11 protein-coding genes and 1 tRNA gene are annotated in these 12,635 nt (G+C 64.0%); all 12 read right to left on the bottom strand.

The genetic code is table 11. The features are described from left to right. Positions 1-113 precede the first annotated feature (113 nt). Positions 114-545, bottom strand: a complete 432-nt coding sequence (locus tag HMPREF1136_RS06375) for an RbsD/FucU family protein (RefSeq protein ID WP_009648529.1) — start codon at positions 543-545, stop codon at positions 114-116. 13 nt (positions 546-558) lie between these two features. Continuing rightward, positions 559-1,554 (bottom strand): LacI family DNA-binding transcriptional regulator, encoded by a 996-nt coding sequence (locus tag HMPREF1136_RS06380; RefSeq protein ID WP_009648525.1) that lies wholly within the window; start codon positions 1,552-1,554, stop codon positions 559-561. Then, positions 1,529-2,938, bottom strand: coding sequence for a rhamnulokinase (locus tag HMPREF1136_RS06385; protein WP_009648519.1), 1,410 nt, complete (start codon positions 2,936-2,938; stop codon positions 1,529-1,531). Before HMPREF1136_RS06385 ends, HMPREF1136_RS06380 begins: the two co-directional genes overlap by 26 nt. A 169-nt stretch (positions 2,939-3,107) precedes the next feature. Next, on the bottom strand, positions 3,108-4,871 hold the full coding sequence (locus HMPREF1136_RS06390) for an L-fucose isomerase (protein WP_009648526.1): 1,764 nt from the start codon (positions 4,869-4,871) through the stop codon (positions 3,108-3,110). A 189-nt stretch (positions 4,872-5,060) separates the two neighbouring features. Then, entirely contained in the window at positions 5,061-6,113 is a 1,053-nt protein-coding gene (locus HMPREF1136_RS06395) for an ABC transporter substrate-binding protein (protein ID WP_009648521.1), read from the bottom strand. A gap of 94 nt (positions 6,114-6,207) precedes the next feature. Then, positions 6,208-7,218: an ABC transporter permease gene (locus HMPREF1136_RS06400; RefSeq protein ID WP_009648520.1), complete on the bottom strand. Its 1,011-nt coding sequence runs from the start codon at positions 7,216-7,218 to the stop codon at positions 6,208-6,210. Next, the gene (locus HMPREF1136_RS06405; RefSeq protein WP_034505206.1) at positions 7,215-8,732 is read right to left on the bottom strand and encodes a sugar ABC transporter ATP-binding protein; all 1,518 of its coding nucleotides are present in this window, start codon (positions 8,730-8,732) and stop codon (positions 7,215-7,217) included. Before HMPREF1136_RS06405 ends, HMPREF1136_RS06400 begins: the two co-directional genes overlap by 4 nt. A 194-nt stretch (positions 8,733-8,926) precedes the next feature. Next, a complete protein-coding gene (locus HMPREF1136_RS06410) occupies positions 8,927-9,277 on the bottom strand; it encodes an MGMT family protein (RefSeq protein ID WP_009648527.1) in 351 nt (116 codons plus the stop codon). Between the two features lie 95 nt (positions 9,278-9,372). Beyond that, complete coding sequence (locus tag HMPREF1136_RS06415; RefSeq protein ID WP_009648528.1) at positions 9,373-9,786, bottom strand: hypothetical protein; 414 nt, start codon at positions 9,784-9,786, stop codon at positions 9,373-9,375. 12 nt (positions 9,787-9,798) lie between these two features. Continuing rightward, positions 9,799-10,176, bottom strand: a complete 378-nt coding sequence (locus HMPREF1136_RS06420) for a glycerophosphodiester phosphodiesterase family protein (protein ID WP_009648523.1) — start codon at positions 10,174-10,176, stop codon at positions 9,799-9,801. Between the two features lie 228 nt (positions 10,177-10,404). Further along, positions 10,405-11,478, bottom strand: coding sequence for a hypothetical protein (locus tag HMPREF1136_RS06425; protein WP_009648522.1), 1,074 nt, complete (start codon positions 11,476-11,478; stop codon positions 10,405-10,407). A gap of 69 nt (positions 11,479-11,547) precedes the next feature. Further along, positions 11,548-11,619: transfer RNA gene (locus HMPREF1136_RS06430), tRNA-Asn, on the bottom strand. Positions 11,620-12,635 lie beyond the last annotated feature (1,016 nt).

The raw sequence follows: 12,635 nt of genomic DNA on the forward strand, positions 1-12,635 counted from the left end.
CCCGCCATCAAACACCCGACAGCTTGGCACTTGGCTCACACAATCAAACGAAAATAAAACGAAAGCACACGTCGCCGCCTCAACGAGCCCATGCCTCGGACATGAGAAGTGTTTTACTCCCCCGGCGCACGCACGCCGACGGTGAGCAGCAGGTTGCCGTACAGGCGCTGCTCACCCGTCGCAACGATGATGCCCACGTTCTCATCGCGTGCGGCATCGTAGAAGTCCCAGCGGGAAATCTCGCCGAACTCGACACCCGGCAGCGCCGCGCGGAACTCGTCGTGAATCGGGATCTCCACTGGCTCGGCGTCGGGCGCAGGGGTCATGATCTCGGCGCGCTCGATCGGGATCGTGCGCTTCAGGACATCGAGGACCTGGCTGACGTCCAACAGACCCGGGGCAAGGTTCAGCGAAATCAGCTCGCAGCGCGGGTTCACACCCGTCGTGTGCGGGTAGTTCGCGTCCGCCAGCAGGATCTTCGAGCCGTGGCCAGCGGCGGCCAAAGCACGCAGGAACTGGGGGTGAGTCATGGGACCGTAGAGCATGAACGTACCTTTCTTACAGGTGTGAACTGGCCCGGATGACCAGCTCGGGGTCGAGAACAATATCCTGGGAGGAACCGCCGTCCATGAGCGAACGTACGAGGCGCACCGCGGTGCGCCCCAGTCGGTCAAAGGGCTGGTGGATCGTCGTGAGCGGAGGCGCGTAGGAGTCAGCGCCGTCGATGTCGTCAAAGCCGACGACCCGCACGTCGCGCGGAACCACTCCCCCACGCTCGTAGATGTAACGCATCGCGCCGAGAGCCAGCTGGTCGTTCGCCGCCTGAATCCCCTGCGGCAATCGGCCCGCCGCGCGCATGACGTCGTAGCCGTCGCGCGAGTCCCAGGAGTCGGGCTGAAGGACGACGGGTTCGATGTCGTAGGCCTTGCACGCCTGCTCATAGCCGAGTCGGCGCATCTGAGCATCCGACCAGCCGGAGGGACCCGCAATGTGGATAACGTCGGTGAGTCCCTGGGCGAGCAGGTGCTCGGCGGCCAGGCGCGCGCCGCGCACGTTGTCCACCGCGACGGTCGAAATGCCGTCGAGTCCCTGCTCGCTCGTCAGGATGAGAACCGTCGGGAAACGCTTACCCGCCTCGATCGCGACGTCGATTGTTGGATCTTGACCACCCAGGATGATGACGCCGTCCACGTCGAAGGGCGCGAAGTCGGAACGCAGCTGCCCGTCCGGCCCGTACGCGTAGGACAGGGACACGTGGTACCCGGCCTGCGCGGAGGCGTTGAGGATCGACAGCAGCACGGTGCCGTGCCCGTGATACATGGGCGCAGCCAGCACGACCTGCAGCACGTTGGTGCGCTTGGCCGCGAGCGCGCGCGCCGCGTAGTTGGGCACGTAGCCCAGCTCCTCGACAAGCTTGGAGATCCTCGCGCGCGTCTTTTCGGAGACTTCGGGGTCGCCGCGCACGACGCGCGAGACGGTGTTCGTTGAGACACCCGCGCGCCGTGCGATGTCGGCCAGCGAGACTTTCTTAGGCGTTCGTCGGTGCGTGGACATGGGTCGATGCGCTCGCAGCGATAACGGATGCTCGCTCGCCCTGCGCCAGAGCACCAATTGTTTCGAGCTGCGCGAGGAGAGAGCCGAAGGTCGAGGCCTCGATGGGGCCGCGCACGACGGTGACGCCAGCGATCTGGGCGGTCAGGTCGCACAGGAGCCGGTTGCGTGCGCCGCCGCCCACGAGGTTGAGCTGGTCGGGGGCCTTCCCGGTGGCCTCCGTGAGTTCGCCGATTGCGCGGGCGTAGCGGCGGGCGAAAGACTCGATGATGACGCGCACGTAGCCGGCCATCGAGTCGGGGCGGGCGGCCCCCTGGGCGTCGAGGGCCTCGTCGATCTTGCGCTGCATGTCTCCGGGGGTGGCGAAGGCCTCGCCATCGGGGTCGAAAACGCCGGAGGCCGGGGGCAGCTCGCGCGCCTGGGCGACCAGCTCGTCGGTGTCGGTGGGCGTGCCCTCGCGCTCCCACTGGCGCTGGATCTCCTGCAGGATCCACATGCCGGTGATGTTGAAGAGGGGACGCACTCCCCCGTCGGTGCGGCCCTCGTTGGTGATGCCCATGTTGAAAGCGATCTCGCTCATGAGGGGCCGATCCTCGATGGCACCCAGGACGGACCAGGAGCCGCAGGACAGGAAGTAGGCGCGCTTGCCTTCCTCGATGGGCAGGCCGTGGACCGCGCAGGCAGAGTCGTGGGCACCGCCGCGCACGACGGTCAGGGTTTCGAGGCCGGGGACCGTGCATGGGCCGACGACGGTTCGGTCGGCAGACAGCTCGCCGAACCAGCCGCGCGGGATGCCGAGTCGGGCAAAGACCTCGTCGTTGAAGTCACCGCCGCCGGGGGTGAGCAGGCCGGACGTCGAGGCGATGGTGCGAGACCAGCCGACGGCACCCGTCAGTCGGTACACGAAGTAGTCGGGCAGGAACAGTACCCCCGCGACGCGCTGAGCGTCGGCGGGATTTTCCTGCAGGTAGGCGAACAGCTGGTTCGCCGTGTTGATGGTCGCCGGTTGGTTTCCCGTCAGATCGAAGAATTCGCGGTCGCCGATGCGCTCATGGAAGGCGTCCAGGGTGCGGGAGGTGCGCTCGTCACGGTAGGCGATAACGTCGCCGACGAGGTCGCCGTTCTCGTCAAGGGGAGCCCAGTCCACTCCCCACGTGTCAATTGAGACGGAGCGGGCATCCGGGAACTGCTCCAGAGCCTTCTTCAGGCCGATGATCGTCTCGGCCTCCATCGTCGCTACATCCCACGTCAGCGTGCCATCCTGGCGGCGGCGGGCCTCGTGCTTAAAGCGGTGAATGTCCGTGACGTCCAGGCGTCCGTCGGTGAGCGTTCCGGCGAGGACTCGTCCGGACGCGGATCCAAGGTCAACAGCAAGTACGGTGGTCATTGAAGTCTCCTGCTCAAAACGCCCTCGCTCAGCGTGTCCCGTCATTGGGATAGTAATACGGCTTTCCTCATCGGCGAGGCCGGGGCCGCGTCCCGGGACCGGGCTTACCCGGGAAGGTGTCCCGTTCGGGCTCGGGGAGAGAGGAACCCGGGCCCGAACGGGACGTGCATCAGCGGTACATCGGGCCGAAGGTCTCGCAGGCGCGGAAGTCAGCGCCCTCGAGAGATTCGGTGCCGAACAGCGACCACGCCTTGGGGCGGAAGATCCGCTCCTCGGGAACGTTGTGCATGTTGACCGGGATGCGCAGCATCGACGCCAGCGTGATCAGCTGGCCACCGATGTGGCCGTAGGAGATCGCACCGTGGTTCGCCCCCCAGTTATTCATGACGTCGTAGACGCTCTTGAACGCGCCCTCACCCGTCAGGTTCGGGACGAACCAGGTGGTGGGCCACTCGATGTTGGTGCGCTCTTCGATGGTGAAAGCGACCTCGTCGGGCAACTCGACCGTGTAGCCCTCGGCGATCTGCAGAACCGGTCCAAGGCCACGCACCAGGTTCAGGCGGCACATCGTCACGGGCATCTCGCCCGAGGTGCGGAAGTGCGTCGAGAAGCCGCCACCACGGAAGTAGCCGGTCGAGGCCGGGTGGAAGGTCGTGGCCTCAAGCGTGGCCTCACGGTCCTCCTCGGTGAGCTCGTACCAGGGCTTAATGACGTTCTTGCCGTCGCGCACTGCCTTACCGGCACCATCCAGCGTGGTCGAGCCGGAGTTACGCAGGTCGAGCAGGCCGGCGGCCGCGCGTCCCTCGGGCTTCCAGCCGGTGGCCTTCTCGATGGACTCGGGACTCCAGTAGGTGCGCACATCGGAGAAGATCTGCGGCGTGTTGGTCAGCAGGTAGCCGAACAGCATCGAGGCACCGTTGAGCGAGTCGTTCTCGGTGGCCACGACGGAGGGCTGACGGATACCGGTCCAGTCGAAGTTCGTGTTGAGGATAGTCTCCAGGACGTCGCCGTTCGGGAAGTGGTCCGTCCACTGGCGCTGTCCCTGGAAGCCGGCGGCGATGGCCCCGTGGCCACCCGCTTCCTCCTCGAAGCCCAGCTCGGCCAGGCGCGGGTTGCCGTGCATGAGATCTCGGGCGATGAGCGTCATCTTCGTGACGAACTTCCACCAATCCTCGTGCTTTTCGGGGTACTGCCACTCCGGCGGGTTCCAGTCCTTGCCCTGCTTGAAGTTCTCGCGGATCCACCGGTACGCCTTCTCGTACTCCTCGGGATCGTAGATACCTTCTTCGATGCGACGCGTGAACTCGCTCATGTCGATGTACTCGTTGCGCATGCCCAGGTAGGAGCCGAAGAAGTCGGGGTTGACGACGGAACCGGCGATACCCATGGAGACGGAGCCCATGGACAGGTAGGCCTCGCCCTTCATCTGCGCGACAGCCAGGCCGGCGGTCGCGTAATCGAGGAGGCGGGTACGCACGTCCTCGGGGATCGAGGTATCGTCAGCGTCCTGCACGTGCTCGCCGTAGATGCCGAAGGCGGGAATGCCGATCTGGGCGTGGCCAGCCAGCGCGGCGGCGAGGTACACGGCACCGGGGCGCTCGGTGCCGTTGAAACCCCAGATCGCGTGCGGCATCGCGGGGTCCATGTCGGTCGTCTCGGTGCCATAGCACCAGCAGGGGGTGACCGTCACGGTCAGGCCAACGTTGTTCGCACGGAACTTAGTGGCGCAAGCCTGGGCCTCGTGGACGCGGCCGATCGTGGTGTCAGCGATGACGACCTCGACAGGGGCACCGTCCGGGTAGCGCAGGGTAGACGTAAAGAGTTCGGCGACGGACTTCGCCATGTTCATGGTCTGCTCTTCAAGAGCTTCGCGAACGCCCTTGCGGCGACCATCAATAGTGGGGCGGATTCCGATGCGGGGGTGGTTTGTCATTCTTCCTTCATCCCTCATGGTGACGTCGATGTCGGAGCGCGGGGGCGCTCGCCCCCTCGGATCCTTCTGGTTCTTTAGGTGCCGGGTTCGCAGGTTCCGCCCCAGTCATTCGGAGCGGAACCTGCGACGGGCCGCCGGTACGGCATGCGCCTACCCGGCCCCGGCCTCGTGCCCTATTGAGCTAGCGTCTCACTCGTACAGGTTGGCCTTGATGCCGGCGTCGTCGATGTTGTTCTTGTCGTACCAGGCGAAGCCGGAGTCGATGACCGTGGGCAGCTTGGCGCCGTTGATCGCGGCGACCGCGGCCTTGACCGTGTAGTAGCCGATCTTGACCGGCGACTGGGTCACGGCACCAGCCTCCTTGCCAGCCTTGATGGCGTCGATCTGGGTCTTACCCGAGTCGAAGCCCACGACGGTGACATCCTTGCCGGTCTCAGCAACGCCCTGGACGATGCCCGAGGCCGCGGCCTCGTTCGAGCCGTACATGCCGACGATGTCGGAGTTGGCCTGAATGATCGACTTGGAGGTGTCGGCGGCCTTGGTGACCTCACCGGCGATCTGCTCGTCGAGGAGCTTCAGGTCGGCGGGGGCGTTGGCCTTGAAGTACTCCTTGAAGCCCTCGCAACGCTGCTTGCCCGTGGTGGAGGTCGAGTCGTGGCAGACCATGCCAACCGACCCCGACTTGCCCTTGAGCAGCTCGATCATGTGCTGCGCGGCTTCCTCGGCGGCCTTGGTGTTGTTCGTCTGAACCGTGGTGACCGGGATGTCGGACTCAACGCCGGAGTCGAAGGCGACAACCGGGATGTTCTTGGACTTGATCTCGCTGAGCAGGTCAGCGGCGGCATTCGAGTCCAGGGCGGCGAAACCGATGGCGGCCGGGCCGGAGTCCAGAGCGGACTTCAGCTGGTCGGTCTGCTCGGTCACCTTGGTCTCATCCTGCGGGCCGACAAAGCTGACCTTGTAGCCCAGCTCCTCGCCAGCCTGCTCGGCACCTTCCTTCACAGCCTGCCAGAAGCGGTGCTGGAAGCCCTTGGAGACCAGGTAGATGGTCTGGGAGCCATCACCCTTGACAGCCTCCTTCTCCCAGTCCTGCTGCTCGCCGGAGGTGTCCACCTTCGAGGCACCCGACGATTCGGTCTTGGTGGAGCCTCCGGTGGCATCCGTCGAGGTCGAGCATGCAGCCATGCCCAGGGCCAAGGTGCCGACGGCAGCGGCGGCGACGATACGTCCGATGGGGCGCATTGGTGTTCCTTTCGTGGGGTGGCGGGATGGCTCCCGCCTATCTGGGGAGTGAACCGACGGCGGTTCACGGGTTGTAATTGAGATGGAATAAGACTCAGGCTGCGTTTTCGCGGATGCGACGCAGGTTGTCGATGACGACCGCGAGGAGCAGGACGATACCGGTGACGACGAACTGCCATTCGGCGGCGATACTCATCATGGTCAGGCCCTTCTTGAGGGTCTCCATGAGGATCGCACCAACCAGCGCGCCGGGGATCGAGGCGCGACCACCCGACAGGGAGGTGCCGCCGATGACGGCCGCGGCGATGACGTTGAGTTCCATGCCCACGCCCTCAGCGGGCTGGACGAGGCCGCCACGCGCGGAGTAGAGGACGGCACCGACAGCCATGAAGGCACCCGCGACGACGTAGATGATGATCTTCCACAGGCGCACGTTGACGCCGGAGAGACGGGTGGCCTCCTCGTTGGAGCCGATCGCCAGGGCGTAGCGGCCCAGGAGCGTCTTGTTCATGAGGAAGGTCGCCAGGACCGTGAGGACCAGGAAGATGACGATGGCGTTGGCCACGCCCGGGATCACCTTGCCGGCGGCGATGGCCTTGTAGCCGGTGTTCGCGATCACGATGGAGGACTTGTTCGAAATGATGAGCGCCAGGCCTCGGGCAACCATCATCATCGCCAGCGTCGCGATGAAGGGAGGCAGGCCCAGGATCGAAACGTTGAGGCCGTTGATGAGGCCAATCGCCATGCCGACCAGCAGGGTCAGGAGCAGGCCGAGGCCGAGGGGCAGGTTCATCTTGTCGCCCGCCAGGAAAATACCGGCCATGACGGCCACGAGGCTCATACCCGTACCGACAGACAGGTCAATGCCGGAGGTCGCGATGACGAAGGTAGCACCCAGCGCCATGACGCCCGTGAAGGCCGACTGCAGGACGATGTCCAGGTACACGTTCATGGTCGCAAAAGTAAAGTTCGGCACAGCAACGCTGAAGAATGCCAGGACCACGAACAACGCAACTGTGACGAGCAGCAGCTGCATGTTCCTCTTCAGGAAGGCCGCGACAGGCGACGGCGCCTCGAGGCCCTTGTTGTCGACGACGGTGCTCACGCGTTTACTCCGTTCGCTTCTTCCTGGCCGACGGTGGCCAGTTCCATGATGTTTTCTTGGGTGGCTTCCTCGTTGTCGAGGGTGCCAATAATGCGGCCGTGGGCCATGACGGCGATGCGGTTCGCCAGGCGCAGGACCTCGGGCAGTTCCGAGGAGATGACGATGATCGCCTTACCCTGCTTCGCTAGGTTTTCAAGCAGCGTGTAGATTTCGTCCTTCGCACCCACGTCAATGCCGCGCGTGGGTTCGTCGAAGATAAGGACCTCAGAGTCACGCTCCAGCCACTTGGCCACGACAACCTTCTGCTGGTTACCGCCCGACAGAGAACGGACCTCGACGTCAACGCTGGGGGTGCGCGTGCGCAGCTTCCCCACGTACTCCTGGGCGACCTTGCGCAGCTTCTCCGTCGCGACGACCGACGCCTTGGTGAAGTGGTCCATGGCAGCCATGCCCGTGTTGAAGGAAATGTCCTTGTCCAGGAGCAGGCCGAACTGCTTGCGGTCCTCGGACAGGTAGCCGATGCCATGCTTGACGGCATCCGAGGCGCTCTTGATCGACACCTTCTTGCCGTGGACGTAGATGCTGCCCTCGGTGTGGGGATCAGCTCCGAACAGAGCGCGGGCTACCTCGGTGCGACCGGCACCAACCAGTCCCGCAAAGCCGAAGATTTCGCCCTTCTTGACCTCGAAGGAGACGTCGTGGACAACCTTGACTGTCGACAGGTTCTCGACGCGCAGGACGACCTCGTCGGAGATCGGCTTGGTGGTGGGGCGCGCGTCGGCGGGCACCTCGCGACCGACCATCATCTTGACGACCTCACGCATGGGCGTGGTAGCCGTCTCAACCGTGCCGACGTACTTGCCGTCGCGCAGCACGGAGATGCGGTTGGTCAGCTCGGTAAGCTCGGGCATGCGGTGCGTAATGAAGATCAGACCGGTCGTCGGGCAGACAAAATCGCGCACGAGTTCAAACAGCGACTCGGTCTCGGTCGTCGTCAGAGGAGCCGTGGGCTCGTCCATGACGAGGATCTTTGAGTCAAAGGACAGTGCGCGAGCAATCTCCACCATCTGCAGACGGGCGACCGGCAGGTCGCGACAGTAGGCGGTCGGATCGATCTTCATATTGAGGCGCTCGAACAGCTCGTAGGCGTCGCGCACCATCTTGCGATCATCAATGTAGGACCACTTCGAGGAACCCGGACGACCGAGGTACAGGTTCTGGGCAACAGTCAGGTCAGGAACAATGTTGAGTTCCTGGTGGATGATCGACAGGCCGAGGTCACGGGCGTGCTCAGGCGACTGAATGTCAACCTGCTCGCCCTGCAGCCAGATTTCTCCGCCCGGGTCGGCCTTGTGAATACCGGTGAGCACCTTCATGAGCGTGGACTTACCCGCTCCGTTCTCACCGCAGAGACCCAAGACTTCACCGGGGCGAAGGTCGAGGTCCACGTCGGACAGCGCCTTCACGCCGGGGAACGTCTTCGAGATCCCCTTTAGCTCTAGTAAGTTCGTCACTTCTCACCCCTTGGGTACCAGTAACTTCTCTGTTTCTGGAGTTTGCTCCCTCGTTTTCGTTAACGCTAACGGAAACGTATCCGAAGGAACGCCCTCTTTGGCGTCCCCCCAAGAGTAAGTCATCAGACGAGCGCGCGCGAGTTAAATTAGCTCGCGCGTAACCGAATTGAAATTTAATCGAAAGTCGATAAACCTTACAATTCCGGGCTTTCTAGCATGTTCTTGCGGACGGTTCGCGCGACACCATCGAGCCACTCCTGATCGACAAGACACTGCCCGAGCAACACCTTCCCGCGTGTCGGATCGTGAGGAATCCCCTCCCTCTCCCACTCAAACACGCCCCGACCTCGTACGGTTGTCGGAAAAGTTCCGTGAACGTTCACGACGCGCCACCACGGGACACCACCACCCCAATCATGCATGATCCGCCCAACAACGCGCGGACCGGTCCCCACCGCGCGCGCGATCATCCCGTAGGTCGCCACCCGCCCCGGCGGAATCTCCTCCACAACGCGCAACACCGCCTCAACCAGTTCCTCGCGCACAGCCCCTCTCCTCTCTCGCCGATCCCGACAACGCAACCACAGCCTCGTCCCCCAGGGCCGGGCGCACCCACGGCAGGCGCGCCCGGAGCACGCACCTAGGGGTGAACCTTCGACGGCGAGGACACCATCAGGCCGGTCGCACCGGCCGCGAGCGCCTGCTTGGCCTGCCCAGGGTTCGTGATGATGTGCGTGATCGTCGGGCGCTTGGCCGCCTTGAGCGCGCTCCATGCCTCCGGGCGCGCGTTCCACTCCATCCCCAGCACATCCCACTGCGAGAGCTTCACCGACGCCAGCTCGTTGGGGTAGAGCATCGCCATCGTCATATACCCGCGGGCCTTCGCGCGAGCCGAACTCGTACCCTTCGCGAACGTCTTCCACAGGACGCGACGCTCAGGGTGACCGCCGAACGCCCGGTGCAGGTACTCGAAGAGCTCGGCCTCCGCAGCCAAGTCCCCCTTGTTCTTCTGGTCCTGGGACGACGTCGTCTTATGGTCGATCGCAAGCACCACGTTGGAGGGAATTCACTCGACGATGTCGCTCAAGCGCAGGAACGGGCCCGAGGCCTGACGCAGCTTACTGAGCGTCGACCACGGAGTCTTCCAAATCTGATAATCCGTCCCCGGCACGTTGCGTGTCGTCTTCCAATCGTGGATCGCCACGAAATCGCCGGAGGCGCAGCGGCGCACCGAGACCTCCAACGCCTTGAAACCCGCGCGCAACGACGCATCCAGCCCCTGGCGCGTGTACTCGGGAAACTCCGTCCCACCCATTCTGTGGGCAATGTAGAACGGGCGACCGGCCAGGAGCCTTTTGACATAGTGCGGGCCGAGGGCGTCCACCTCCTGATCCACCGCCGTCTCAGTCCCCATCGTGACGTCGCTGACTGATTCGCGTGCCATGCGTGCTTGCCTTTCAAATTGTTGGCGCATCTGCCAGGCCGGTCCCAGCTAGCGGCTCGCACGGCCTTGACCGAAGCGAACACCCGGACCGCCGGAGCATCAACGCACCTGGAAACGACAGTGAATTATAGGCCCGAGTCGTTTGTCAGGTCCCAGCCTGATGCCGATTGCGTCCTGACAGGTGCGCGCCATCTCGCCTCATTACCGAGGCACACCCGGGTCGGGCGATCAGGCGCGAGGATCGTCCGGCAGTTCAATCATCTTCGCCACCGCCCGCAGGACAGCCTTCGGATCCACCGGCACAACAGCCAGGTCCGTGGGCTCAATCCGATCGAAGCCAGCGTCCGGCCCCTCGGCCGAGGAATCAGATCCGGAGAAGTCGGCCACGGCCTCGTCCCGGGGAGCGGCAGGCTCCCCCACCGTAGGCACCCCGAGCGCGTTGCCGACCTGATAGGTCACGCCCGCGACGTCGAGGACGCGCAGCTCACTGTCCACGCTGTCCCAGCCGGCACTCTCACGTGAACACGAGAACGTCAGCGCGTGGAAATCACCCGCACGCAGCGCATCCCCCACCGGTGAGCCGACCGGGGAGACAACCGACAGATCCGTGAGCGTACGGAAAGTGCGCGTCAAAGGTCGGCGCCCCATCAGCATCGCGTCCTCTGGAAGCCAGCGCAGCCCGTCAATAACACCCGTGCGCGGCCCCAGGCGCGTGTAGCCGCGAACAAAGCCGACGATCTCACTCGGAAGGATCTCATCAACCTTGACGGAACGGTTGGTGTGAATCTCCACGAGAGCACGCTCGCGGTTGAACCAGACGCGCATGAGCCGAGGCCGTCTCCAGCCGCGCGAATGAACCGCCCACACGTCGAGGCGGCGCGATGCCCACGCGCGCGGGGACGCCGCCCAGACGACCTCCGGGCCGTTTGTCATCTCCTCTTCGAGGCTGAGGTAGCGACGCCGTTCAAGCGTGACCTTACCGAGGTGGCTCGCCGTGTAACGCGGCGGGAAAGATTCGCCGGGGTCGGGGCCGCCCCACACATCCTCCACCGTCACCAGACGATCCCGATCACCCGGGCCGCGCGGCGTCTCCTGCCAGCGCTGCCACGCGTCGGCGAGCTCACTGTAGCGCTCCCGCAAGGCCGCCGTTCGCTCCGCGTCCGGAGGTTGAATGCCGCGTGGCTTCGCGCTCGGGTTTGTTCCCGCATCCGGGTGAACCAGGACATGGACGCCGTAGGCGAAGATGCACGCGGCGATCAAGAGAACCACGACGACAGCATTCCACGATTCTGGCACGGTCACCAACCCCACCCCCGATTGCCTCCGCATATGAACAAAAAGCCCCGAGTCCTTAAGGACCCGGGGCGTCTGCTCCTGCGACTGGATTCGAACCAGTAACCGTCCGATTAACAGTCGGATGCTCTGCCGTTGAGCTACGCAGGATTGCGACAAGAGAAGATATTAGCAGGGCACCTTCGAAACTGGCAAGCCAGAAAGCCCGATCCAAAATATGCACCGCGTCACGCTTTGTTGATCGACTTGAAACACTCCCGGTATTGGCTCGACCAGCAGCACGACGCAACCTCAAGTAGCCCTAGCATCCCTACGGTCTGGCGTGCACGCTAGCATCGCTGTTCCGCACGCAAACCCGCTGTTCCGCACGTAAACCCGCTGTTCCGCACCCAAACCCGCTGTTCCGCACCCAAACCCGCTGTTCGGCACGTGGGCAGCCTCGCCAAGGCTCCGATCAGCGGGTTAACGTGCGGAAGAGAGGTCCCAGGCTCTAGGTAGGAGGCCCACGTGCGGAAGAGAAGCACAAGCCACGGGTAGGAAGCCCGCGTGCACGTCACGACGGTGTCCGAAAATTTAGTGATGTAGCGAAACATGAGGTCCGGGCTGCGGGACTCATAGACGCCGGGGTGGCCTGGCGATTACCTATGCGGATAGGTTATGACGATGCGGATAGGTTATGACGATGCGGATAGGTTATCGCCACGCGGATAGGTTATGACGATGCGGATAGGTTATCGCCACGCGGATAGGTTAATAAGCTATCCGTATGCTCATAACCTATCCATGAAGCAACAACCTATCCGCGTAGACACTATGCGAGGAAACCGTTGCACTAGTTCCGCATGCGATGCACTAGCAGCTGAGCAGTGCAATGCCACCCCACATAGTGCGATACCCACCTATCCAGTGCAATACCCGCGAGCGATGCGATCAATTGCAAATCCCGGCAGCACCGCCGGCATGGAGGGTGCCGGAGGGTCCGGATAGCCTAGCTGCGGTACCCATGGGCGGCGGCGGGGCCTGACCGAGCTTCGAGGGGAAGCTCCACCACACACAGCGACACAAGCGACGCCAGTGTGGAGGGCGCCGGAGGGTCCGGAGGGCACGGGCGGGCTTCGAGATCGACCACTCCGAGCCGCAGGCTCGCGTGTGGCGATCTCGCGGGC

It is taken from the genome of Actinomyces sp. ICM47 (genome assembly GCF_000278725.1).
In the GTDB taxonomy this organism is placed as follows: domain Bacteria; phylum Actinomycetota; class Actinomycetes; order Actinomycetales; family Actinomycetaceae; genus Pauljensenia.